Raw genomic sequence first — 26492 nt, 5'->3', positions numbered from 1 at the left:
TGATTACATATAGGATGAAAAAAAGAGAAGCATTTTTAGTTCCTCTAACATAACAAAATTCTCTTTTCTACCTTAACAAACATTGCACAGTCTTTAAACCTGTAATGTTTTCCATGGATAATAAGGAATTAAATTCCACATTATGTATAGTAGCTTTCCTTATTTCGAATGACAAAACAGCCTTAGTCCTGTTAACCTGTGAACTAAGGCTGTTGATCTCTTCTTTTTAATGCTTTGTTCTCCTTTAATCTGTTATTGCTCCTTTTGATGCCGATGAGACTAAACGAGCGTATTTAGACAAATACCCTTTTAAATTTTGTTCAGGCGGAGTCCAATCCTTTGCTCTTTCAGCAAATTTTTCTGGTGAAACATTAACTGTCAGCTCTTGTGTTTCGCTATTTATAGTAATTAAATCTCCTTCTTGAATTAATCCAATTGGACCACCAACTTGTGCTTCAGGAGAGATGTGTCCAACTACTAACCCATGTGTACCCCCAGAGAACCGACCATCGGTAATTAAGCCAACTTTTTCTCCTAGACCTTTTCCTACCACAATTGCTGTAATAGATAACATCTCAGCCATTCCAGGTCCACCCTTTGGACCAACATATCGAATGACAATAACATCCCCTGGATTAATCTTATTATTTAAGACAGCATCTGTAGCATCTTTCTCCGTATCAAAAACACGTGCTGGTCCTGTTATTTCTTTTATTTTTAACCCAGACATCTTGGCTAATGCACCCTCTGGAGCTAAGTTCCCTCTTAAGACGACTAGAGGTCCTGTTTCACGTTTCGGATTTTCAAAGGAAATAATTTCTTGACCTTCTTTTAAAGGTACAATTTCTTTGAGGTTTTCTTCAATTGTTTGACCTGTTACTGTTAAACAATCCCCATGGAGAAGTCCTTTATCAAGAAGTAACTTCATAACACCTGGTACACCACCGATTAAAGATAGATCTTCCATGACATATTTACCACTTGGTTTAAGGTCAGCAATATGAGGAACTTTTTTGCGGATTCGTTCAAAATCATCTAATTCAAGCTCAACATCGATAGTATGAGCTAATGCTAGTAAATGAAGCACTGCATTTGTAGAACCTCCAAGTGCCATAACAACAGTGATTGCATTCTCAAACGCCTTTTTCGTCATAATATCCTTAGGCGTAATTCCTTTAGATAACAGATTCATAACTGCTTTTCCTGCATCTATACAATCTTGTAATTTTTCTTTGGTTTCTGCTGGGTTGGATGAACTTCCAGGCAAACTCATCCCCATCGCTTCGATAGCTGATGCCATAGTATTGGCAGTATACATTCCTCCACAGGATCCAGCTCCTGGACACGCATGACATTCCACCTTATGAAGTTGTTCACGGTCGATATCTCCATTATTGTATTTGCCTACGGCTTCAAAAGCTGACACAATATCGATGTCTTTTCCATCTACTTTTCCTGCTCGGATTGTCCCTCCATAAACAAAAACAGCTGGTAGATTTAATCGACCGATAGCAATCATACATCCTGGCATATTTTTATCGCAACCACCGATTGCAACAACTCCATCGTAACTTTGTGCCCCCATAACCGTTTCAATTGAATCTGCAATCACTTCACGGCTTGGCAATGAAAAACGAATTCCTTCCGTTCCCATTGAAATACCATCAGAAACAGTAATTGTATTAAATATAAAAGGAGTACCACCACCATTTAAAGTACCTTCTTTAGCTTTTCTAGCTAACTCATCGATATGCATATTACACGGTGTAACCTCACTCCATGTGCTTGCAATCCCGACAAAGGGCTTATTGAAATCTTCATCTGTAATTCCCATTGCCCGTATCATTGCACGATTTGGTGCCTTGTTTATATCATTGAAAACAGAACTTCGACTTTTTGGTGAATCACTATTCAATGAACTTATTCTCCTTACATTTATGTAAATTCATAGTTTATATGTAATTTTATTATTCTATATAAACAAAATTAGTATTCGTATATAAAGTGACAACGGCAGTGATCAGTAAAAAATTGTTACATGAAATCTGCCTAGTCCACCTTAACCCCTCTGTTATTGAAATTAACTAAATTTGATGCGAGTCAATTTCGGTACAAATAACCATAAAAAGAAAGATCGGCCTAGGCTAAATAATACAAAAGCTAGCCATACTCCATGATTATGAAACATTGGTACAAACCACCAAAGTGCACCTAAAAATACGACTAGGGCTAAAACTATAGAATCCCGAACGGGCCCAACTTCAGTGGCTCCTGAAAATATACCTTCTAATTGCAAGCTCCAAAATCCAACAATCGGATAAACCATCATCCAGATTAAGAATTCACTCGCAGTTATTCTCACTTCTGTAATGATTGTAAACCATCCGACCACATAATCACCGAATAATAGTATGGTTAATGATAAAAGGAAGGCGGAAATAAAGCCCCATTGTGCTGAAAGGGAAAATGCACGCTTATAAAGTAATCGATTTTCTCCACCGATCGCTCTTCCGACAACAATACTCGAAGCATTGGCAAACCCTGCGATCAAATAAGCCATAATATAATGAATTTGTAGGAGGATCGCATTTGCTGCTAATGTAACTTCCCCCATACTAGCACCACTAGCAGTAAAAATCACGGTCATCGTTAGTAAACAAACGGTCCGTAAGAATAAATCCCGATTGACTTTCATCATTTTAATTAACGGATTAGACGCGATTAACATGTCTAATTTAATCGTCGTTAGATTTACTTTTTGTGTACGATAAATAATCCATGCTCCAAATAAAACCGCACTGATTTCAGATATAATTGTCGCATAAGCAACCCCAGTAACTCCCATGCCAAACCCAAGGACAAACACAATATCTAACATGATATTGAGTACATTCAATAAAATTTGTGTCACTAAAGCTAAACGGACTTTCCCCATTCCGATGAGCCATCCAACCATTACATAACCCAATAGTGCAAATGGCGCACCCCATATTCGTATTGAAAAATAGCTTGCAGCAAAGGATGATACCGCTTCACTCCCACCGATTAAAGCTAAGGCAATATGTAATATAGGCTTTTGTAATATTATGAAAAACAAGCCAAAAACGATTGCGATAATCATCGGTCGTAAAAACGATAAGATCATTTCTTTTTGATTATTCGCTCCATCTGCTTGTGCAGTAAACCCACTCGTACTCACTCGAAGAAATCCAAGAAGCCAATACATAGTATTAAAAATAACCGCTCCAATTGCTACTCCACCAATCGAAGCAGGGTCAGGAATTCGTCCAACAACTGCTGTATCGACCGCACCTAATATTGGAGTTGAGATTCCTGAAATAATAAGTGGTATCGCTAGTATTAAATACTCACGGTGACTGAACTTATGGTCGTTCTTTATTTCTAAGGAAGTTGCCGCTACCTTCATTGTTTTCTCCTTCACCTCACTATATATAGAAGTGCTATTCCGCTGATAGCACGTTGCTATCATGTATTAATAGTACCTTTCTTCCACTTAATCGATAGAAGCTGCTTGAATTAAAGCTTTAGTATATAGATGACGGTCATTATGATATAGTTCGTCTAGTTCAAACTGATCCACAAGAGAACCGTTTTTAAGTACAATCACTTTTTCACATAAAAAAGTTACAGCTCTTATATCATGTGAGATAAATAATATAGTCATATTTGTTTTTTTCTGAAGGTCCTTTAATAAACGCAAGATTTGTATTTGAACGGTAACATCTAAGCTAGCTGTTGGTTCATCACACACAAGAAGTTCTGGTTCAATGCTAATCGCTCGAGCAATACCCACGCGCTGTTTTTGTCCTCCACTTAATTGAAATGGATAGCGGTCAGCCAATTCTTTGTCTAACCCGACCATTTCTAACAGCGCTTGAGCGATTTCTTTTCTTGAAAGTCCTTCTACAGATATAAAAGAAGGGGAAAATTCTTTGAAATTGTCTAAAGGCTCTAGTATGCTTTTCCAAATGGGCAACTTTGGGTTTAACGTGCTCGTCGAATCTTGAAAAATCATTTGAACACTTTTGCGATATTGTCGTAGGAGCGACCTTTTTTTCGGAGCGATTGGTTCATCTTTAAAAACAACACGACCTTCTTTATACGTTTCTAACCCTAAAATAATTCGTGCAAGTGTACTTTTTCCACTACCACTTTCCCCTACAATTCCGAGGCATTCCCCTGCACCGATGCGAAATGAAATGTTATCCAAGGCACTGATGTTTTTCGAATATTTTTTGGAGAGACGATCTACGATTAATAAACTCATAGAGCACTCACCTTATCATTTCGCACGAGTTGATCCTCACTAGGAAGTGATAGCAGACATGAACATAGCTTTTTCGTATAGGGATGCGTGTGGTGACAGCGAATCTGTTCAGGCAAGCCTTCTTCGACAATTTCACCTTGTTGCATCACATACATTCGATCGGTTCGTTTGTAGGCTTGGGCTAAATCATGTGTAATCATTAAGACTGCACAACCCGTCTCGTTGCGAATATAGTCAATATAATTTAACACCTTCTCGCCATTCATCACGTCTAAAGCCGTTGTGATCTCATCACAAACAAGTAAGCCAGGTTTTAATGCGATCGCCATTGCAATAGCAGCACGTTGAACCTGTCCACCACTTAATTGAAACGGATAACTCCGAAAGACTCTGTCTGGTTCCAAACCCATTTCCTCAAGTACACGAAAAGCGATGCTCTTTGCTTCTTTTTTATGAATAGCTTGATGAGTACAAATCGTTTCAACCATCTGCTTGCCAATTTTAATGAATGGAGTAAAGCTTCCGCGGTAATCTTGAAAGATCATGCCGATTTCCTTGCCAAGAAGTTTACGATGTTGTTTTGAAGTTAACTTTAACAAGTCGTTATTCTTATAAAAAATGCGACCGCTTCTGTGCATATCAGATGAGAGAAGCCCCATGATCGCTTTCGCTGTTAAGCTTTTACCACTACCGCTCTCACCTATCAAACCAACAATCTCACCCTTAGCTACCTCGATACTTACATTATTTAATAACTGATGATTTCCAGCTCTACTTTCAATCTGCAAATCTTGTAAAATTAATAGAGAATCACTCATAAATAATCCCTCTCTTTTCGGATATCAAAAAAACTTTTCAATCCATCTCCTAATAAGTTACAACATAGAACCGTTAACATGATCGCTAGCCCAGGGTAAATCATCAAGGAAGGTACGACTTGAAAATATCCACGTCCATCGTTAAGCATCGCTCCCCATTCTGGTATTGGCGGTTGAGCTCCAAGACCAATATAAGATAATGCTGAAATAAGCAAAATGACTTTCCCTACATCGATCGCAGCCATGACAATAATATCTGGCATCACTTGAGGAAGTAAGTGCATACGAATCGTTTTAAAAGAACTAGAGTGCGAGACTTTAGAAACTAAAACATATTCTTTCTCTTTTTCCGCTAGCACCAATCCCCGAACAACACGGGCGTACACAATCCATCGGACTAAAACAATCGCAATGATGATATTCGTTAAACTCGGTCCTAAAATTCCAGCAATCGCAATCGCTAAAATAAAATCTGGAAACGCTAAAATTCCATCAATGATTCTCATAAAAAAAGCATCGATCCTCCCACCGATGTAACCTGAAAGGAGTCCGATTGGTACGCCAATACAAATTGCCATGAGAATAGCAAACATCCCTAGCCCAATCGTTAGCTTTGCTCCATAGACAATTCTAGAAAACACATCGCGACCTAATTGATCTGTTCCTAACCAATGAGTCAATGATGAGCCTTGCAACCTATTCCCCATATCAATTTGAAAAGGATCATGAGGAACGAGTGCGCTGCCAAGTAACGTAACAACGCCAAGAAATAGAGCAAGGAGTGTACCAATTATCATATTTGGATTACGGAGAAGTCGAGATGCTTTGATCATTGCTACTTCCATTACCCTAACTCCTTTCCTTGCTTGATTTGAGGATTAATGACGAGATACGTTAAATCAACGACTAAATTCGTGATCACAACGAGAAAACCAACAATTAAGATGTATCCTTGAATCACTGGATAATCACGCTGCATTACCGCTTGAACAATCAGTTCACCCATTCCTGGCCAAGAAAATAGAATTTCAATTACCGTTATTCCACCGAGTAAACTACCAATGCTTAATCCAAACATCGTTACTAACGGAATAAGGCTACCTCTTAAAGCATGAAAAAATAAGATTCGTTCTTTTCGCAATCCTCTTGTTTTTGCGGCTTCAATGTAGGAGCTCTGTAGCGTAGAAATGAGTCGTTCTCGTAGTAATCGAATGTACATCGGTGCCATCGCCACTCCGAGAGTAATAGAAGGAAGGATATAATGAGCAAACGTCCCTTTGCCCATGACGGGCAATATGTTCAGTTTTAACGAGAAAAAATAGATTAATAGCAATCCAAGCCAAAAGCTTGGTATTGAAGCTCCCACTAATGCAATCCACCGACTTAGATAATCGGGCCATCTTCCTTCGTAAACAGCTCCTAATATACCAATGGGAACAGAAATAAGAAAAAGAGCAACCAAGCCTCCTATAGATAAGGCGATCGTAGCTGGTAATCTGCTCATAATCATATCAAATACTGGTCTTTTAGCGATGATCGATTCACCTAGGTCCAACTGAACCACATTCAAAATCCACTCTTTATATTGCACAAAAATTGGTTGATCAAAGCCATATTCTTTCATTAACCTCTCTTCTTCAGCTGTCGTAACTACGACATCGTCTACCTTTAATAACGCTCTGATTGGATCTCCAGGAGTAACCTTCATTAATAAAAAGGTCACAAAAGATAGAACTAAAACCATAATGACTAATTGAAGACATCTTGAACCTATAATCGATAAAACCCTCTGCACGGTACTCACCTGCCAAACATCGTGATAAAAGGTGGCATGCTGCCACCATCTTCAAGCCTTGCGCGAACAATTATTGGCTCGAATGTCTCTGCAAAACTATTAAAAAACGTATTCGACTAGAAAAGTGAAAGCATCTATAGACACTTTCACTCCTCTATTACTCTACATCCATTTGATTGGTAATTAAGTAGTATTCTTCAGCACCTGGAGTCCAGTTCTTCACACGCTCATTTACACCGACAATAATATGAGGATGTAAAATAAACGACTGTGGTAGCTCCTCCTGAATAATGTCTACTGCATTCTTTTGTAATACAACTCGGTTTTCCAAATCTGCTGTCACATTTAACTGTTTCGTTATTTCATTTAGTTCTGGAATATCAATTTGACCAGGATTTAAAGATCCTTCTGGTAAATAAGCAACATTCAAGAAATAACCACCATCACCACGAGGCGCCGTTAAGACCGAATACGTTACTAAATCCCACTCATCCTGCTGTTCCCACAAATAACTGTCAATGTTTTCAACCGTTACGATATTGATTTTAATTCCTAGACTTGATGCTTCTGCTTGTAAGTACTGCGCCATTAGTGGCAGCTCTGGTCTACCTTGATACGTTGCCAGCGTTAACTCGAGCACCGTACCACCTTTTTCAAACATGCCCTCTGCATTTCTTTCATAGCCAGCTTCTTTCAGTAAAACCTCTGCTTGTACTGGATCATACTGTTTTGGCTCTTCATCGCTTGCAAAGGCAAAATCTCGGTTAAACGGACCATTCGCCGATGTTGCATGTCCATTCATAATCTCACTTACCGCTACAGGACGATTAATGAGTAAATCCAATGCTCTCCGAACTCTCACATCTTGTAATGCAGGTTTGTTAGCATTATAAAGAATGAAGTGCGCTCGTAAGCTCGAAACGGACTCCACACGAAGGTTATCACTACTTTCAATAGGTGCTAACGCCTCAGGAGGCAAATGGTACGCAATGTCAGCTTCACCTGATTGCAGGGCAAGAGCACGAACATTCCCATCTGAATTAAATTTGATTGTCACTTCATCTAAGTTCGCAGGTCCATCCCAGTAATCATCGTATTTTTCTACTTTAATCTCTGCTTCAGCTGTAAAATCAACGACTTGAAATGCGCCTGTTGCAATTGGTTTTTCACTAATATTTTCTACGTCAATCTTTATAACAGAAGTATTTGTATGGACTAACTCTGACAGAAAAGAGGGGTACTCTTCTGTTGTCATAAACGTAATGTCTTGACCGCTTGCTTCCATCGTCTCAATTTTTAAGTTAGCTGCAATCGCATCGTTAACCTCTAACACACGCTCAAACGAAGCCTCTACCGCTTCGCCATCAACAATTGTTCCGTCATGGAACGTAACTCCATCTCTAATAGTAAATGTCCATGTTTTCTCATCGATTTGCTGCCAAGATTCTGCTAACCACGGTTGAATTTCAAGGTTCTGATCGATTTTTACTAACGTCTCAGCAATACCAGCACGTACACCCATAAAATCCTGATGAGGATCTATTGTCTTTGAAGCAAAACTATAAAGCAACGTTATGGATTTTTTCTCTGTCTTTGCAGAATTATCGGTGCCTTCTTCTCTTACTTGAGAATTAGAACTCTCTTCGGAATTAGTACACCCCGTTACAAAAGCGAGTAGTACAGCAAAAATAAAAAAGAAAACGGCATATTTTTTTAACAATTAAAAACACTCCTTTTTGATCGCTCTAACTTATTAGCTTACCATTTTAAAAACTAATCTATGAAAATACCATAATCAACTCCCGCTATAAAATAGAATAATTACGATTTAAATCCAAAAAAAAACTTATAAAATAACCAAATTACAATATAAATTTATTATTGGTAAATCAATGTAAACCGTAATAATTATTATTTGTACTTGTTTAATATACATAAAGTAATTAAGATCGTCAATAATTAATCGTAATGATTTTTGTTATCAATAAAAATATTTAATGGGGAAAATTAGGACAACAAGAGTTATAGGATGACAGTGAAAAGTTAAAAGACAATTTACCATTAACACCTTAATTCCCCTTATAGCCTGGAATTAACAGGACGAATTCCAAGTTGCTCCTCTCATAATTATTAGGGGCATTTTTTTATATTGTAAGAATTCTTCACTGAATTTTCTGTTTAATCTAGGATCTTCGCCGATCATGCGTTAACCGATTACCTTCCACACGATAAGAAAAGCTACCTCATGGAGATAGCTTTTTATTTCTTTTCTTTTTTTATATTAGCGCCTCTTAATAAAGTGAAACTTCATTCAATAAGGGTTTTCTTCATCACTTACTGAATGTTAGTTGTGTCCCACACAGACATTGCCACAGAACATGGCGAACTTAATCTGTGTTCATTTAAGTCGTTAAAATTAACTAATCAAATTAAAAGTTTGAAGTTACAACTTTACCTAGTTTTTGAATTCCTTCGACTATTTCTTTCTCATCCGCATAACTGAACGACAGACGAAGAAACTCCGTTCCATTTTTTTGATCTAAGAAAAAGTGTTTCCCGGGAACAAATGAAACACCTTCAGTGAGAGCTTGTGTCAACAGTTGCGATGTATCGACACCTGGAATTCTGACCCATGCAAAATATCCACCTTCAGGCACATACCAGGAAACTGATCCTGGAAAGTATTGTTCAAGTGCGGAGATTAACACGGTACACTTAGTATGGTACTTAGTTCTTAAAATTTTTAGCCGTTCCTCAAAATTTATGTTTTCTAGGTATGTAGCCATTGTCGCTTGTGCAAAAGGATGATCTAAGTCTTTTTTAAGCCAAGTGATAGCAGTAATCAATTCCTTTGCCCCCGCTACCCATCCAATTCGCAGTCCTGGTGCGACGACCTTTGATAATGAACCAACATGGATAACTCGATCTTCCTGATCGATTGCCATTAGTGGGATTGGACTCTTATTAAAGGATAATTCCCCATAGGCATCATCTTCTAATATAAGAAAATTATATTTAATGGCCAACTCTACTAAATGCTGTCGACGGTCTCGTGTCATGGTTGTCCCTGTAGGATTTTGGTGAGTTGGGATTGTATAGAGTAGGCGTGGAAGAGTTTGCCCTTGCCTTTTCCTTTCCTCTAGCATTTCTGCTAAACAATCCGTTTTCAGTCCATACTCATCTACTGGAACACTAATAAAATATTGCGTATAGTTTTGAAAAACTTCTAAAGCCTCCATGTACGTTGGTGATTCTATCACTACGAAGGTTTCTTTATCTATAAGGATGCGAGCAACCAGATCGATTGCCTGACAAGCACCTGATGTAATCAAAAGCTCTTCTTTCGAAATACATATTCCACGGTCTGCCAACCTTCCTTGAATTTGCTCCTTTAGTTTAGCAAACTTTGGACTTCCAAGATAATGAAATGGTAAATCCTGCTCCTTCTCAATTAAGTTAACAACTGCTGATTTTAGTTGCTGAACGGGTACAAGATCAGGTGCTGGATAGCCAGAATTAAGTCGAATACACCCATCTGGAGTAGCTGTCATCCACTCACCTGGTGGATCATTCTTTAACGCAGCTTTAATATTATCGGAAAAAAAAGATTCAATACTCACTTCCTGCCTTCACCTCTCCATTTTCATTTTCGAATATTAGGATGTTTTTATTGTTTAATTTTACCCTAAAATCATTGTAAACGTTCTTCATTGTAAGTTGCGAATAATATCATTTTACAAACAAATGTTGTAATTTTGTACGCGAAGAATTATGCTATGTCTCATCCTCGAAAACCACTCTTTCTATATCGGCACTACTCCCTTATAAATAAAATTCTGAAAATAAAGTATTTTCTATTTATTTCATTAATAATATAATAATTGTTGGGACATCTTTATTAAAAAATTAGTAGGAGTGTGTTATTTTTGACCCATTTAAAAGAAAAAGTCGTTGTGATTACAGGTGCGAGTAGTGGAATTGGTCAGTCGGTCGCAGAAGAGATTACGAAACTAGGTGGAACCGTTGTTTTATCAGCACGAAGAGAAGAACGGTTAAAAGAGATTTGTAAAGGGATTAATGCTAATGATGGAAAAGCAACGTATTTTTGTGCAGACGTATCATCAAGGAGTGACGTCCAGTCCCTTGCGAATTATACGATCGAAACGCACGGAAAAATCGACGTGTGGATTAATAATGCTGGACTTATGCCACTATCTTTTTTGAATAAATTGAAGGTTGATGAATGGGATAGGATGATAGACGTAAATATAAAAGGTGTGCTTTATGGAATTGCTGCGGCTGTCCCGATTATGGAAAAACAAAACTCAGGGCATATCATCAACGTCTCATCCGTAGCTGGCCACCGTGTCGGCATGGCTGGCGCCGTTTACAGTGGAACGAAATTTGCTGTTCGCGCTATCACTGAAGGTCTACGAATGGAGCTTTCTCCGACAGCGAATATTCGTACAACGATCATCTCCCCTGGAGCCGTTGCTACCGAATTATTTGACACCATTACTGATCAAGATGCAGCAACTTCGTTAAAAGAAAGAATACCTAAGGACCCACTGGAAGGGAAAAACATCGCCGACGCAATCATATACGCAATTACTCAACCCCAAAACGTCTCGATCAACGAAATCCTCATTCGACCTACAGAGCAACCGAGTTAGACGAATAATGGATTTTAAAATATAAATTGGTTTTATCGATCGAAATACGGATATGATCATTTTTCAATTCTTTACTTTAGAGACTAATGAAGACTATAGTAGCTCCCCCTTTTGACTGCTGCAGTATTCGAGCAGGATGAAAGTGAAAAAAACTAATAACAAACGTTTACAAAAAGCTGTCCCAAAAACCACGGCCATGCACCTCAACCGACAATATTTTGATGCAAGCCCATTGCAACAATCATTATATTGTTTAAATAAGAGGAACGTACATATGGATGGGGCAGCTTCTTCATTAACGTATTAAATCATCTTTATCTCTTCTCCCCCCCACTACTCTACCACTTCTCTTGGGTCCATTTTTCTATCTTAATGCATTAATACTGAGTTTTTACAAGACAATGATTCCATCCCCGTAAAGAAGTTTTGATTCACAACTCGTTACTCTACCACGCCTTACAGATCACTCATTTTCTCTCTTTTTCATATCACTAATTATCCTCAAAACTACCAATTTATACTCCACTGTAATCTCTATGTAAACATATTGTAATACTATTCTATTTCATTCTTTCATAGGAATAGAGTTGTAGAGTTACATAAGGCTCCCAAATTACTATATTAACTAGGAGGACTATTAAATGAAAAAGCTAATATTTGTATTAACATTACTAGCGGCTCTATCTTTTGCTGCACCTGCTTTTGGTTATTCGGTTGAAAAAGGAGATACAATGACGAAAATTGCACAGGAACATGGTTTAACATTAAAAGAATTAGCGAACGCTAACCCACAAATTAAAAATCTGGATCTGATTATTGTCGGTCAGCACATTAATATAAAAGAAACAACACGTATTTCTTCTGAACCTAAAAAGGAGAAAAACGACTCTAATAAATCAAGTCAAATAGAAATAAACTTCTCTGAAGAAGAGCTCGATCTACTAGCTAGAATTGTACGAGCTGAAGCCCAAACTGAACCTTTCGAAGGAAAAGTTGCCGTCGCTGATGTAGTCTTAAATCGAGTTGAAAGCCCTCAATTCCCTGATACTATAAAAGAAGTGATTTATGAGCCGAGACAATTTCAACCCGTTGCTAATGGACAAGTTAATAAGCCTGCTGATGAGGAGTCGATCGAAGCCGTAGAAGCCGCATTAACAGACATGAGAAATATTTCGGAAGACTCGTTATTCTTTTATAACCCAGATATAGCGACAAGTCGTTGGCTAGATACAAGAGAAACTACCGTTGTGATTGGGCAACATGTATTTAAAGAGTAAGTACTAGTTATAAGTTAAGCGGCATCTATTTATAAGTTAGTATCAATACGAGATATAAAGTAAAATTCAGGATAATGATTTAATCGGTTGACGTAAATATTATTGGTAGACTATAAAAAAACTGCATTACAGTTCAATAAAAACATTTCATTTGAAATTCAAGTAAAAATATACAAAATAACATAAAAACGTTCAGGGAAATCTGGACGTTTTTATGTTATTTCTACACTTTTTAGTTACGCACCCTATTGTTAAATATAACAATTAGTTAAACTAAACCATTTACTTCAGCTAAGGAACATGGTTTTTATTTAAGGACTTTCAAATTCATTAATGATAAGCTATTTTTATACTATTATAGGAAGACGACATTTAATTTCTAATGATGATGTAGATCATATAAAGTATATATGCAGATGTTAGAATTATCCCTTCTCGTTTTCCAACTATAAATTTGGTTCTTGAAAATACAAGTAATAGAACAGTTAGAAACAGCATTAAAACGACATCAAAAAATATTTTACTTTCTACACGAATTGGTGAAATAACAGATGCTGCACCTAGTACAAATAAAATATTAAATATATTACTTCCAACAATGTTTCCTAGTGCAATATCACTTTCTTTTTTTACGGCGGCCGTAATAGATGTAATTAACTCTGGTAGAGATGTACCGATGGCGACAATCGTCAGTCCAACTAAAGTTTCGCTCATCCCAAACGAAATGGCAATTTGTGTTGCATTTTTTACCACTAAATCTCCACCTAAAATAATAGCTGCCAGACCAACCAACGTGAACAAGAGATTTTTTTTCCAAGGTGGCGTGTCTTGATCCCAATTATTATTGCTATCATTTTCTCGACTGCGTCTAGCAACTTCAAATATATAGTATAAAAAAATTGTAAAAAACAGCAAGAGTATCAAACCGTCACTTCTTGTTAAGATATTTGCACTTAATGATTGAAGAGATATATCACTTATTAAGATTATCAGGGCAATACCAGCTAATAATGTAAAAGGAATTTCCTTTCTAATCGTATCACTTTCTACTTTAAGTGGATTAATTAGTGCTGTTAACCCAACTACAAGTGTGATATTAAAAATATTACTTCCGATTACATTACCCATTGCAACACCAGCATTTTCTTCAAATGCGGCAATCATACTAACCGTTGCTTCTGGTGAACTTGTTCCAAATGCAACAATGGTTAATCCAATGAGCATCGGTGAAATCCGTAATGCAGTTGCTATATTGGAAGCGCCTTTCACAAAGTAATCAGCTCCTTTAATTAATAAAGCAAAGCCAATAATCAATAACATATAGTCCACTTTAACCTACCTCTTTCTCACCGAATAGAAATAGTTCAACAAACTTCAGACAATATCATGAACCATTAATTCACCGTTAATAACAGTCTGTCCACATTTCAATTAACATGAAAAATCCCTCCAATATAAGATTTATTAAGCTTAGTTTACCTTCATCAATAGTAAACGTAAAATGACCGTTAATTTTTTCCTTCCGCGGGCAAAAATGCACCTCTTACGTTCCTGACTGCTCCTAATTTTTTCCTCTCACAGGCACGAATGCACCTCTTTCGTTCCTGGGTCCTCCTAATTTTTTCCTCTCACAGGCACGAATGCACCTCTTTCGTTCCTGGATTCTCCTGATTTTTTCCTCTCATGGGCACGAATGCACCTCTTTCATTCCTGACTTCTCCTAATTTTTTCCTCTCACAGGCATGAATGCACCTCTTCGTTCCTTACTTCTCCTAATTCCGATTGAAAATGCTTTGCCATTTCTCCAGATAAAAAAGCGTGATGATGTTGCTCATACATTATGAATTCGGAAGTCCTTTCACGAACAATCACTTAACCACCTTCTTATTACTCATTTAGCACTTTAAAATCAATTTATGTTTGTAATTTAATTGTTTGCTTATCATACCCAGTACTATCCAAATAAAAATTTGCAAAACCATTTACTACATAATAACAGTTGGATAATCGTTTCCATTCTCTTATTTATAAAGGCGATATAGTCTTTATCATTTTCAGTACTATAATCACTACCATCTCTGTATTCCATACGAAATGGCTCACCTTTTATAAGAGTATTCGTTATCAACGGCTTGTTCATAAAATAATCGATTGTATAATGACGAGTCTTATTTTGCATTGGAAAGTAGAATGGAGATGCTGCGTGATAGATGTTAATTTCATCCTTCTTACAGAAACACACTCTTCTCAATCTCCTTCATTTCATAGAAGTAGCCTTTCCTTGCCATCAGCTCTTGAAACGTTCCTGTTTCGATGACTCTGCCCTGTTCCATCACAATAATTTGGTCCATTTTTTCTAAGCCTGTTAACCGATGACTTACGAGAATAAGTGTATCATCTCTGCCATGGTCAAAAATATAATCAAAGATACGTCTTTCTGTTGGTGTATCAACAGAGGAAGTTGGTTCATCTAGTATCCAAAGGTTTCCCCCTTTTAACAGTGCTCTAGCAATGGCTAGTCTTTGTTTCTCTCCTCCTGATAGATTACCTCCTTTTTCTAATACTTGTGATTTTAGAGAAAATTCATCTAGCAAAACCTTTGAAAGTACTTGTCTAATTTCATCATCTGAAACATCTTCCCGTACTAGTAAAAGATTGTCACGAATCGTTCCATAAAAGAAATGATTCTTTTGCAAAACTGGGTTTATCCCTCTCCACACACTTTCATCGTCTAGTGTACTTATATCTAATTCATTCAATAGAATTTGTCCTTCATAGTCTTTGTACATCTTTAACAGTAAACTAATGACAGTTGATTTCCCTGAGCCACTTGGCCCGACAATCGCTGTTTTTGAACCAGCGGGTAATTGAATGTTCAATTGTTTAACGGTTGGACGCCCTTCGCCAGGAAAAGAAAAAGATACATTTTTTAATTCTATTGAAGTTGTTTGTTTACTATCATACGTTTGGCTAGGCTTTACCTCCTCTACTTCTCTTAAAACAGTAAATAATCGTTCGGTGGATCGTCTACTATCTTCGTAATAGATAGGAAAAGCAGCCATTGGTGTAGAGTTTTCAAAGACAGTCAATGAAATCATGATCAGCATTGCAAGGTAAACTCCATCAAGTTCATTGCCTCCAATTAATATCGCCCCAACTAATAAAATGAGCCACGTAATCATGAGCGAGACCCAGCGATTAATACTTTGATTGAATATTAGTTGTTTCCCGCTATCCACTTGTTTTTCAATATAAGAATTTGAAGTCTCTACTAGCTGCTTCTTCCTGCCTTCTAACTTCTGGTATATTTTTAAGTCTAAGAATCCATACATGAACTCCGTTGCATCAGTAGATAACTTCCCTCGAATGTCTCGGATTTTGTTTTCAATACTCTTTCGTCTTAAGGCAAACCATAATGGAACAAGGAATCCTGTTACGACAAGTCCAATTAGTAGGATAAGGGCAATTTCTATCGAAAAGAGTAACGTAAAAGAGATCGTCGCTAAAAACACAATGACCATAACAATTGGAGGATAATACACTCGTAAAAAATAGTTTTGTAAGCTTTCTACATCTCCTACAATCCTTGAAAGAAGGTCTCCACTTTTATAATTATGAAAAATCGTCGGAGCAATCGGTTCGAGTCGTTCAAAGAAATAGCATCGAAGCTTGCTTAATATCGTAAATGTAGCTCGATGGGAATAAAAGCGTTCCCCATAACGACTAAATGCGCGAATGAAACTAAACAATTTCAAAAAGGCAATCGTCAGAGTCAGCACATATAGAGGTGGCAGTAATGCTGCTTTTGAAATTAAATAACCACTATTAGCAAACAAACCAACAGCAGCAACTCCAGCAAGAAAACCAAATAGGATAGAAAGGATGATATCTTTTTTTTCCACGATCATCAGTTTCATTACTTTCCTAAGCTCAGTCATCCTGCCTCACCTCCTTGTTGTGCTACAAACATTGCCCGATATTTTTCAGAAGATGTCATCAGCTCTTCGTGTGTTCCATTTGCAATTAGTTCCCCTTTTTCCATAAAGAGAATTTGGCTTGCTCTTTTAATCGTGTGCAGTCGGTGTGCAACTGTAATGATCGTTGAAGAATTACCTAGTTCACTTATGCTTTGCTGTAGAATTCGTTCCGTCTGCAAATCTAGACCTACTGTTGGTTCATCAAATAAAATAACGGACGGCTTCTTTAAAAATGCCCTTGCTAAAGCAATGCGTTGTTTTTCACCGCCAGATAGTCCTCTTCCTCCTTCACCTATAACTGTTTCATACCCAAGATCTAATTCGTTAATTAATGTTGATAATCCAGCTTTTTCAACAACAAAATTCAGTTCATCCTCTTGAGTTTCTTTTTTATCACTACCTAGTAAGATGTTGTCTTTAATCGTCCCTGAGAAAAGATATGGGTCTTGAGAGATATAAATAAGTTGCTGAAACCAATCTTCTTCCTTGTAATGAAAAAGAGCTTGATTGTTCACCATAATTTTTCCCTTTGTAGGCTGATAAAGTCCCACAAGTAAGTGAAGTAAGGTTGTTTTCCCTGAACCACTCTGACCAACAATGGCTGTTTCTTGGAAAGGCTCAATTGCTACATTCATAGCTTTTATTGAAAAGTCTCCTTCTTCGTAAGTAAAAGAAACATTCCTCAGTTCGAGACTAGGTGGTTTTCCATTCAGCATGAGGGGATGATTCCCCCATTTAATAGGTACAGTACTCGATTCTAATTCATCTAGCACTTTTTTTGCTGCACCCATACTTCCCCTACCAGCATGAAAGGCACTTCCTAACTCCTTTAAGCTTGTAAAAAATTCTGGAGTAAGGACAAGAACAAAGAATGCAATAAAGAAGGTAAGTTCTTGATACACGACAAGGCGTAGTCCCACTTCAATAGCAACAAAGGCAATACCTAGCATCGAAATTAGCTCTAGCATTAGGGAAGATAAAAAAGCAATTTTTAAGACATCCATCGTTGCATCTCGGTAATCAAGACTGCTTTTTTTAATGGTAGTATGCTCATCCTTTCCTTTACCGAAGAGCCTAAGTGTGACGAGTCCTTGTAGCCGATCAAGAAATATCCCAGAAAAGGCGGCTAGCTTTTCCATTTGTATTTCTGCCTTCTTTTGCGTTGCTCGTCCAATAACAATCATCGCTATTGGAATTAAAGGTGCTGTCACAAGTAAAATTAAACCAGAAATCCAGTTTTGCCAAAATACTGCTAGAAGGATAACAAACGGTACAATACTGGTTTGAATTATTTTCGGATAATAGCTGCTAAAATATGGATCAATTTCATCTACTGAATCCATAATGACGCTTACTCGATTCCCTGATTTTCCTTTGATAGAAGCTTGAATAGGATTTTTTATATAGTGAGAAAAAAGGGTTTTACGAAAGTCCATTTTCGCTTCAGCCCCAAGTTTTACACCAATTTGGCTATGAAAATAAGAGAATAGAGCTCTGGCAACAAATGCAATGAATAGCGCTACTAATAAAAGAAGAACATCTTGAACAGATGCTCCTTTTAAAAATACTAGGTCCACAATCGATACAATGAGGTAGGCTTGGATAACAGTGACAATCCCAAGGAAGAAGGATGTGGTAGAAAGTAGATAAATACTTTTCTTTTTTGAACGAGCGATTTTTTTAAGTTCCTTCACTTGTCTTCCTCCTTAGGAAATTGTCTTATTTTTCTTCTGTAAGATAGCGTTTATCTTTAAGGAATAATCGCCAAAACAAAATAAATAACGGTATCAATATCGCCATTCCAATCGCGTACCCGATAAGTAACGAATGGTACATCGTCAAATTTGTTAGGGCATCATAAATGGTCAATTCGGGATAGACCATATACGGCATATGGGACCATCCGTAGGCAAAGCTAGCAAGTCCAATTTGAATAATCATTAAGATTACCGCTACACGAGGCTGTCCGACACGCCCCTTTTTCGATGGCCACCACATGGCACTGTATCCAATTGCAAAGGCAATCAGGCTTAGAGCGAATAACTCCCATTGTCGAACCATATTGTCTACCATCCACATTGCCTCTGGAATTAACGTCATTGTGGCAGCAACTGCAAAGCTTAGCATAATCGGCCCAAAGATAATTGCATTCCGCCTATAGACTTTGTATGTATCCATTGATTTTGCCTCTCTTGCATAGTCACTAAGAAACAAAGCAGAAAGAAATAACTCTGCTGAAATACCGAATCCAATATGGGCATAAAGAGTAGGACTGGTCAGGAGCTCGTTATAGAGAATATAATGTCTGTCCCCAACCACTTCTACAAATCCACCGATAATAATTGGTAACACACTGACCATTAATGCAGGAATTAAAAGACCTGTAAGTCCTGATATGTACGTAAATAGCTTCGTATATTTTTGTACTGTATAAGAATAGACCATAAATGCACTGCGGATAATTAGCAGAATTAACACAAAGCTCACTGGAACGATCATGAGGGACCCTAGTGAATAAGCCGCCCCTGGGAAGAATCCGACCAATGCTACAACAAATAACACTAAAAATACATTCGTTACTTCCCACGATGGGGATAAGTAGAGATTGGCTACGCTGGCTGCTGTCGAATCCTTTCGTCCGTAATAAAACATCGACCAGAAGCCTGCGCCAAAGTCGATGGCACCTCCTAATGCATACATAAACAGAAACAACCAAATGATTGATATGGCCACATACGCTTCATTCATTTACATCCCTGCCCCTATACTGTTAAATTTCCGTCAAATTCTTTCGCCAACGGATTTCGTTTGAAGTAAAAGCGCATCACTAATGCAGTTAGAACTAATAAAAATACATACAAGCTAACAAACAAAACGAAGAACATCCCTAGATTTCCTGAATTAGTAGCTGCATCTGCTGTTCTTTGAAATCCAATAATGGTCCAAGGCTGCCTTCCAACACAAGCAAATATCCAACCTGTCTCAATTCCTAACATCGCTAGTGGCCCACTTCCCACTAGTACTGCCAGCATCCATTGAGGATAGTTTCCCTTCTTTTTCCTCGTAAAGAACCGGTAGGCAATCGCCCCTAAAGAAAGGCCAATCAATAGTGTTCCTATTCCAACCATGATGTTAAATAACGTATGGACGAATAACGGTGGCCATTCATCCTGAGGGTATTCATTTAGTCCTTTCACGACCCCATCGGTTGTACCTGTGGCTAACCAACTTAAAAGACCGGGAATTTCAAGTCCTCCTACCACCCGATTTGCTTCTGGGTCTGGAGTGCCAAAAATAGCGAGGGGCGCATTGGATTGCGTTTCGAATAAACCTTCGGCCGCTGCTAATTTTACTGGTACATTATTATGTAAACCCACAGCTGCTGAATGTCCATTTGAGCCTGTCCATATCGCTGTAATTGCTCCAAAAATAAGGGCAAGCATCAGTCCTTTTTGATAATAGTTTTTCTCTTGAATACTTAAGATAGGCTTTAATAACTTATAAGCAGCAATCGATACAACAACAAATGCACTTGCCATATAAGCACTACTAGTGACGTGAACAGCTGTGTACCCAAAGGCAGGATTCATCACTGCATCCCATGGACGAACATTGACAATTTCTCCTCCAACCACTTCAAATCCAGTTGGTGTATTCATCCATGCTTGAACATTTGTAATGAGTACGGCAGAAGCTGTGGCACCAAGGGCAACGAAAAACACACTAATAATACGCATCGTTGAAGATAAGCGGTCTGCTGCATAAACATAAATGGATAAAAATAACGCTTCAATAAAAAATGCAAAGATTTCTAATGCAAAAGGCAACGCAATCACTTGCCCAACGACTTCGATAAAGCCCGGCCACAATAACGAAAGCATAACCCCTACAATGGTACCTGATGGAATAGCCACACCAAGAAGAATCGCTACTCCTTTCGTCCATCGTTTTGCAAGAATTCCATAGTCGTTATCCTTCTTGATAACTCTCAGAATTTCTGCAATTAGGATCATAAGCGTTAGCCCCACCCCTAAAGTAGCAAAAATGATATGAAACACTAAGGAGGAGCCAAATAACATTCTAGCTAGCAATACATTATCCATGTTTCCCTTCCTCTCGAACCCCATTTTTACAAGGTTATTTTTAGACAAGGAGGATAATTTATACATGAACAAAAACGCAAAACGCTTTTTGTTTGAAACAATGTATGAAGCTACTACAGGGTTTTGAGGTTAACAACAACTGTTTTTCTTGTTATTAGACGTGTTGTGAGCATAGCCTTTGCCTTCTTCGACTTAGCTCCCTAATGGACTAACATAAAATTTAGAACAAAAAACTCCTAGTTCCCTAAAGAACAGGAAACTAGAATTCTATTGATTGATTAATTTCTAATTATCGTCAAGAATGAAGTTGAGGTGTGTTAGATAACACCGATAGACCTCGTATCATCGGATTTGATAGGTTGTAGGATAAAAGTGCTCCCATTCCCACCGTTCTGAATGACACTATTCCATTTGGTCATACTACCTAAGAATGAATTTTTAGGAGTGAACACGTATGAATCTAAAATCAGGTACCTATTATTGGCCTACCACATTTCCAGATGCGCCCTCTTATCCTTCACTAGACGAAGATGTAAACTGTGATGTTGTAATCGTAGGTGGTGGCAGCTCAGGTGCACAATGTGCCTATTATTTAGCGGATACTCAACTAGATGTAGCAGTGATAGAAAAACACAAAATAGGTCACGGAAGTACAAGTTCAAATACTGCTTTTATACAATATTCTGGGGAAAAGCTATTTACTGATTTAATTAATACTTTTGGTCAACCGTATATCGGAAAGCATTTAGAGCTTTGTCGTCAAGCCATTAATGATATAGAAGAAGCATCCAAATTGGCAGAGATTGATTGTGAATTTTTACGACGAGACTCTTTATATTTTGCTAGTTATCATGAGGACATTAAACGGTTAAAAGAAGAATATGCATTACTCAAAAAACACGATTTTGAATTAGAGTTTTTAACAGCTGCTGATATCGAAAGCAGATATCCATTTCGTAAGGATGCAGCAATTTACTCCTATAATGATGCAGAAATAAATCCTTTTAAATATACTCATGGCTTACTTGATTACGCAGCAAAAAAAGGAGTGAGTGTGTTTGAAAACACTGAAATGAATGGTCATTTTTACGATAAAGAAAGAGACAGAGTAACCATACGGACGAAATTAGGAAAGGTGATCCATGCTAAGCGTGTGATCTACTGTGCAGGTTATGAAGGAATTGATATAAAAAAAGAGAAAAAGGCCTCCTTCGTTAGTACATATACTGTGACGACAAACCCAGTTGAAGACCTCTCAGCTTGGTATAAACGTAACCTTATTTGGGAAACGGCAAGGCCTTATGTCTATATGCGTACAACAGCAGATAACCGAATTATCATTGGTGGATTAGATGAAGATACTATTTATGCAGAGGATCGAGATAGTAAACTTATGAATAAAAAGGATAAGTTAATTAATGAATTTAATAAACTCTTTCCTGATATTCATGTAAAGCCAGACTATTATTTAACGGCTTTTTATGGTGGTACGATTGATGGCTTACCGATTATAGGGATTTATGATGACCATCCTAATAGTTACTTTCTATTCGGATTTGGAGACAATGGAACAGTTTATAGTCAAATCCTATCAAAGCTAGTCGTTGAAGAGATTGTAACAGGGAAAAGTGAAGATCTTCCCTATTATTTACAAGATAGACCATTACTTAAATAGTAGGTATTGCTCGGCCAAACGAAAAATAACGCTCAATTCCTAAATGGGAATGAGCGTTGTTTTTATATTATACATAGTGACAGCACAATACCAATTAGATCAATGATAGCTATTACGTATACAGATTTAATTGGCATTTTACCGTTATTTCCCATTTCCCTACCTAATATAAAGTACCCCAATGTTGAACAAGGAAAGGCATAGAGAAATTAAACTGAATTAGCAGTGCTGTATCCATTCCGAACATTGCACAAGTTTGCCAACCGAATGAAAACTCGATCAGAGTCGATACTTCTTTTAGGTCTTCCCCATTTGCTCTACGAAGTTTCTTAACGATAACACAGTTAAAAATATACCAATTGGAACAAGGGCTAATGATGGCCAAATCCATAAGCGTCCTCACTCTGCACTAATCGCTAAATTTGAGAAAACAAAGATATGACCTAAAAAATGAAAACTATTGTAAAAACCATTTGTTCTCACATTATTTTTGTCAGGTTGAAAAACAGAGTTATTCTCAATGAGGTTCTTCTATTATTGCTTTTTGTTATGAAAAGATTTTATGAACAAAAAAAGCACAACCCATATGGATTGTGCCTGGTGCCTAGCGACGTCCTACTCTCACAGGGGGAAGCCCCCAACTACCATCGGCGCTGAAGAGCTTAACTTCCGTGTTCGGCATGGGAACGGGTGTGACCTCTTCGCTATCGCCACTAGACTATATTGAACATCGGATGACCTTAGGTTATCGTAGTTCACATTAAGAGTCATTCTCTCAAAACTGGATAATGTGCTAGAAGAATTTCAACGCTTTATGTTTTGTTTTGGATAAGCCCTCGACCGATTAGTATCTCTCAGCTCCACGTGTCGCCACGCTTCCACCCGAGACCTATCAACCTCATCATCTCTAAGGGGTCTTACTTACTTAACGTAATGGGAAATCTCATCTTGAGGGGGGCTTCACGCTTAGATGCTTTCAGCGCTTATCCCGTCCACACGTAGCTACCCAGCTATGCTCCTGGCGGAACAACTGGTACACCAGCGGTGTGTCCATCCCGGTCCTCTCGTACTAAGGACAGCTCCTCTCAAATTTCCTACGCCCACGACGGATAGGGACCGAACTGTCTCACGACGTTCTGAACCCAGCTCGCGTACCGCTTTAATGGGCGAACAGCCCAACCCTTGGGACCTACTTCAGCCCCAGGATGCGATGAGCCGACATCGAGGTGCCAAACCTCCCCGTCGATGTGGACTCTTGGGGGAGATAAGCCTGTTATCCCCAGGGTAGCTTTTATCCGTTGAGCGATGGCCCTTCCATGCGGAACCACCGGATCACTAAGCCCGACTTTCGTCCCTGCTCGACTTGTAGGTCTCGCAGTCAAGCTCCCTTATGCCTTTGCACTCTACGAATGATTTCCAACCATTCTGAGGGAACCTTTGGGCGCCTCCGTTACTGTTTAGGAGGCGACCGCCCCAGTCAAACTGCCCACCTGACACTGTCCCTGAACCGGATCACGGTTCGAGGTTAGAACTTCAATACAGCCAGGGTAGTATCCCACCGACGCCTCCACGTAAGCTGGCGCTCACGCTTCCAAGGCTCCTACCTATCCTGTACAAGCTGTACCAAAATCCAATATCAAGCTACAGTAAAGCTCCATGGGGTCTTTCCGTCCTGTCGCGGGTAACCTGCATCTTCACAGGTAATATAATTTCACCGGGTCTCTCGTTGAGACAGTGTCCAAGTCGTTACACCATTCGTGCGGGTCGGAACTTACCCGACAAGGAATTTCGCTACCTTAGGACCGTTATAGTTACGGCCGCCGTTTACTGGGGCTTCGGTTCACAGCTTCGGCTTGCGCCTAACCACTCCCCTTAACCTTCCAGCACCGGGCAGGTGTCAGCCCCTATACTTCGCCTTGCGGCTTCGCAGAGACCTGTGTTTTTGCTAAACAGTCGCTTGGACCTATTCACTGCGGCTCTCTCGGGCATACACCCTAACAGAGCACCCCTTCTCCCGAAGTTACGGGGTCATTTTGCCGAGTTCCTTAACGAGAGTTCTCCCGAGCGTCTTAGAATTCTCTTCCCGCCTACCTGTGTCGGTTTGCGGTACGGGCACCTCTCACCTCGCTAGAGGCTTTTCTTGGCAGTGTAGGATCAGGAACTTCGGTACTTAATTTCCCTCGCTATCACAGCTCAGCCTTTATGGTAAGCGGATTTGCCTACTTACCAGCCTAACTGCTTAGACGCGCATCCATCAGCGCGCTTACCCTACCTTACTGCGTCCCCCCATTGCTCAAACGGTGAGGAGGTGGTACAGGAATTTCAACCTGTTGTCCATCGCCTACGCCTTTCGGCCTCGGCTTAGGTCCCGACTTACCCTGAGCGGACGAGCCTTCCTCAGGAAACCTTAGGCTTTCGACGGAGGGGATTCTCACCCCTCTTTTCGCTACTCATACCGGCATTCTCACTTCTAAGCGCTCCACCAGTCCTTCCGGTCTGACTTCGCTGCACTTAGAACGCTCCCCTACCCCTGTCCGTAAGGACAAGCCGTAGCTTCGGTGATACGTTTAGCCCCGGTACATTTTCGGCGCAGAGTCACTCGACCAGTGAGCTATTACGCACTCTTTAAATGGTGGCTGCTTCTAAGCCAACATCCTGGTTGTCTGGGCAACTCCACATCCTTTACCACTTAACGTATACTTGGGGACCTTAGCTGACGGTCTGGGCTGTTTCCCTCTTGACTACGGATCTTAGCACTCGCAGTCTGACTCCCGAGGATAAGTATTTGGCATTCGGAGTTTGACTGAGTTCGGTAATCCTGTGGGGACCCCTAGCCCAATCAGTGCTCTACCTCCAATACTCTTCCCTCGAGGCTAGCCCTAAAGCTATTTCGGGGAGAACCAGCTATTTCCGAGTTCGATTGGCATTTCACCCCTACCCACACCTCATCCCCGCATTTTTCAACATGCGTGGGTTCGGGCCTCCATTCAGTGTTACCTGAACTTCACCCTGGACATGGGTAGATCACACGGTTTCGGGTCTACGACCACGTACTTATTCGCCCTATTCAGACTCGCTTTCGCTGCGGCTCCGCCTTATCAGCTTAACCTTGCACGGGATCGTAACTCGCCGGTTCATTCTACAAAAGGCACGCCATCACCCGTAAATGGGCTCTGACTACTTGTAGGCACACGGTTTCAGGATCTCTTTCACTCCCCTTCCGGGGTGCTTTTCACCTTTCCCTCACGGTACTGGTTCACTATCGGTCACTAGGGAGTATTTAGCCTTGGGAGATGGTCCTCCCTGCTTCCGACGGGGTTTCACGTGTCCCGCCGTACTCAGGATCCGTCTCGGAGAGACGATCATTTTGGCTACAGGGTTGTTACCTTCTCTGACGGGTCTTTCCAGACCGCTTCGCCTATGATCGTCTTTTCTTACTCCATGTGAGACGTCCTACAACCCCAAGAGGCAAGCCTCTTGGTTTGGGCTAATTCCGTTTCGCTCGCCGCTACTCAGGAAATCGCATTTGCTTTCTCTTCCTCTGGGTACTTAGATGTTTCAGTTCCCCAGGTCTGCCTCCTCATACCCTATGTATTCAGGTATGGGTACCATCCCATTACGGATGGTGGGTTCCCCCATTCGGATATCCCCGGATCAAAGCTTACTTACAGCTCCCCGAGGCATTTCGCTGTTCGTCGCGTCCTTCTTCGGCTCCTAGTGCCAAGGCATTCACCGTGCGCCCTTTCTAGCTTAACCTACGTTTTAAAATAAGCTGCGAATTTCTTCGTCAGTTTTGTCCTTCCGGTACTCACGTATGTTAGATACGATCCGTTCCTCAGGACTTCACTTCCTCGAACTTCTTGCTTCTTTTAAAACTTCTAAAGTT

At 39.4% G+C, this 26492-nt stretch carries 19 protein-coding genes and 2 rRNA genes; 3 read left to right on the top strand and 18 right to left on the bottom strand.

The features are described from left to right. Positions 1-244: 244 nt before the first annotated feature. The 8 genes from ilvD to BK574_RS05025 all read right to left on the bottom strand — a co-directional run bounded on the left by ilvD (position 245) and on the right by BK574_RS05025 (position 10521). Positions 245-1915 (bottom strand): dihydroxy-acid dehydratase, encoded by a 1671-nt coding sequence (ilvD, locus tag BK574_RS05060; protein ID WP_078427776.1) that lies wholly within the window; start codon positions 1913-1915, stop codon positions 245-247. 165 nt (positions 1916-2080) lie between these two features. Further along, positions 2081-3427, bottom strand: coding sequence for an MATE family efflux transporter (locus BK574_RS05055; protein WP_078427775.1), 1347 nt, complete (start codon positions 3425-3427; stop codon positions 2081-2083). A gap of 87 nt (positions 3428-3514) precedes the next feature. Next, positions 3515-4288 (bottom strand): ABC transporter ATP-binding protein, encoded by a 774-nt coding sequence (locus tag BK574_RS05050; RefSeq protein WP_078427774.1) that lies wholly within the window; start codon positions 4286-4288, stop codon positions 3515-3517. Continuing rightward, positions 4285-5106: an ABC transporter ATP-binding protein gene (locus BK574_RS05045; RefSeq protein WP_078427773.1), complete on the bottom strand. Its 822-nt coding sequence runs from the start codon at positions 5104-5106 to the stop codon at positions 4285-4287. Before BK574_RS05045 ends, BK574_RS05050 begins: the two co-directional genes overlap by 4 nt. Further along, positions 5103-5951, bottom strand: coding sequence for a nickel transporter permease (nikC, locus tag BK574_RS05040; RefSeq protein ID WP_078427772.1), 849 nt, complete (start codon positions 5949-5951; stop codon positions 5103-5105). Before nikC ends, BK574_RS05045 begins: the two co-directional genes overlap by 4 nt. Then, positions 5951-6901, bottom strand: coding sequence for a nickel ABC transporter permease (nikB, locus tag BK574_RS05035; RefSeq protein WP_238457958.1), 951 nt, complete (start codon positions 6899-6901; stop codon positions 5951-5953). The genes nikC and nikB overlap by 1 nt, the downstream gene beginning before the upstream one ends. 157 nt (positions 6902-7058) lie before the next feature. Then, the gene (gene nikA, locus BK574_RS05030) at positions 7059-8621 is read right to left on the bottom strand and encodes a nickel ABC transporter substrate-binding protein (RefSeq protein ID WP_078427771.1); all 1563 of its coding nucleotides are present in this window, start codon (positions 8619-8621) and stop codon (positions 7059-7061) included. Positions 8622-9330: 709 nt separating this feature from the next. After that, positions 9331-10521 carry an aminotransferase-like domain-containing protein gene (locus BK574_RS05025; protein WP_078427770.1) on the bottom strand — a complete coding sequence of 397 codons (1191 nt, stop codon included), beginning with the start codon at positions 10519-10521 and terminating at the stop codon, positions 9331-9333. A 306-nt stretch (positions 10522-10827) separates the two neighbouring features. Between BK574_RS05025 and BK574_RS05020 the strand changes: the two genes are divergently transcribed. Beyond that, complete coding sequence (locus tag BK574_RS05020) at positions 10828-11574, top strand: SDR family oxidoreductase (protein ID WP_078427769.1); 747 nt, start codon at positions 10828-10830, stop codon at positions 11572-11574. A 641-nt stretch (positions 11575-12215) separates the two neighbouring features. Continuing rightward, positions 12216-12851 carry a cell wall hydrolase gene (locus BK574_RS05015; RefSeq protein WP_078427768.1) on the top strand — a complete coding sequence of 212 codons (636 nt, stop codon included), beginning with the start codon at positions 12216-12218 and terminating at the stop codon, positions 12849-12851. A 372-nt stretch (positions 12852-13223) separates the two neighbouring features. Here BK574_RS05015 and BK574_RS05010 read toward each other — a convergent pair whose 3' ends face one another. The 7 genes from BK574_RS05010 to BK574_RS04985 all read right to left on the bottom strand — a co-directional run bounded on the left by BK574_RS05010 (position 13224) and on the right by BK574_RS04985 (position 20931). Further along, complete coding sequence (locus BK574_RS05010) at positions 13224-14180, bottom strand: calcium/sodium antiporter (RefSeq protein ID WP_078427767.1); 957 nt, start codon at positions 14178-14180, stop codon at positions 13224-13226. A 405-nt stretch (positions 14181-14585) separates the two neighbouring features. Next, positions 14586-14723: a DUF3891 family protein gene (locus BK574_RS29160; RefSeq protein WP_142247903.1), complete on the bottom strand. Its 138-nt coding sequence runs from the start codon at positions 14721-14723 to the stop codon at positions 14586-14588. Positions 14724-14805: 82 nt separating this feature from the next. Beyond that, positions 14806-15093 carry a hypothetical protein gene (locus BK574_RS05005; protein WP_078427766.1) on the bottom strand — a complete coding sequence of 96 codons (288 nt, stop codon included), beginning with the start codon at positions 15091-15093 and terminating at the stop codon, positions 14806-14808. Next, positions 15080-16789 carry a thiol reductant ABC exporter subunit CydC gene (gene cydC / locus BK574_RS05000; protein WP_078427765.1) on the bottom strand — a complete coding sequence of 570 codons (1710 nt, stop codon included), beginning with the start codon at positions 16787-16789 and terminating at the stop codon, positions 15080-15082. The genes BK574_RS05005 and cydC overlap by 14 nt, the downstream gene beginning before the upstream one ends. Further along, on the bottom strand, positions 16786-18522 hold the full coding sequence (gene cydD, locus BK574_RS04995; RefSeq protein WP_078427764.1) for a thiol reductant ABC exporter subunit CydD: 1737 nt from the start codon (positions 18520-18522) through the stop codon (positions 16786-16788). The genes cydC and cydD overlap by 4 nt, the downstream gene beginning before the upstream one ends. Positions 18523-18547: 25 nt before the next feature. Then, entirely contained in the window at positions 18548-19576 is a 1029-nt protein-coding gene (locus BK574_RS04990) for a cytochrome d ubiquinol oxidase subunit II (protein WP_078427763.1), read from the bottom strand. A 14-nt stretch (positions 19577-19590) separates the two neighbouring features. Then, positions 19591-20931 (bottom strand): cytochrome ubiquinol oxidase subunit I, encoded by a 1341-nt coding sequence (locus tag BK574_RS04985; RefSeq protein WP_078427762.1) that lies wholly within the window; start codon positions 20929-20931, stop codon positions 19591-19593. 454 nt (positions 20932-21385) lie between these two features. Here BK574_RS04985 and BK574_RS04980 point away from each other — a divergent pair, with 454 nt between their 5' ends. Continuing rightward, positions 21386-22606 (top strand): NAD(P)/FAD-dependent oxidoreductase, encoded by a 1221-nt coding sequence (locus BK574_RS04980; RefSeq protein WP_078427761.1) that lies wholly within the window; start codon positions 21386-21388, stop codon positions 22604-22606. A gap of 163 nt (positions 22607-22769) precedes the next feature. On the opposite strand, the gene BK574_RS04975 is transcribed toward BK574_RS04980, so the two are convergent. The 3 genes from BK574_RS04975 to BK574_RS04965 all read right to left on the bottom strand — a co-directional run bounded on the left by BK574_RS04975 (position 22770) and on the right by BK574_RS04965 (position 26362). Beyond that, positions 22770-22997: a hypothetical protein gene (locus BK574_RS04975; protein ID WP_078427760.1), complete on the bottom strand. Its 228-nt coding sequence runs from the start codon at positions 22995-22997 to the stop codon at positions 22770-22772. Positions 22998-23208: 211 nt separating this feature from the next. Then, positions 23209-23324 (bottom strand): 5S ribosomal RNA (gene rrf, locus BK574_RS04970). 106 nt (positions 23325-23430) lie between these two features. Then, positions 23431-26362, bottom strand: a 23S ribosomal RNA gene (locus BK574_RS04965). Positions 26363-26492 lie beyond the last annotated feature (130 nt).

This window comes from Alkalihalobacterium alkalinitrilicum (assembly GCF_002019605.1).
GTDB classification, from domain to species: Bacteria; Bacillota; Bacilli; order Bacillales; family Bacillaceae_F; genus Alkalihalobacterium; species Alkalihalobacterium alkalinitrilicum.
Note: the sequence above shows the minus strand (reverse complement) of the source record. Positions and strands in the feature narration are given on the sequence as shown.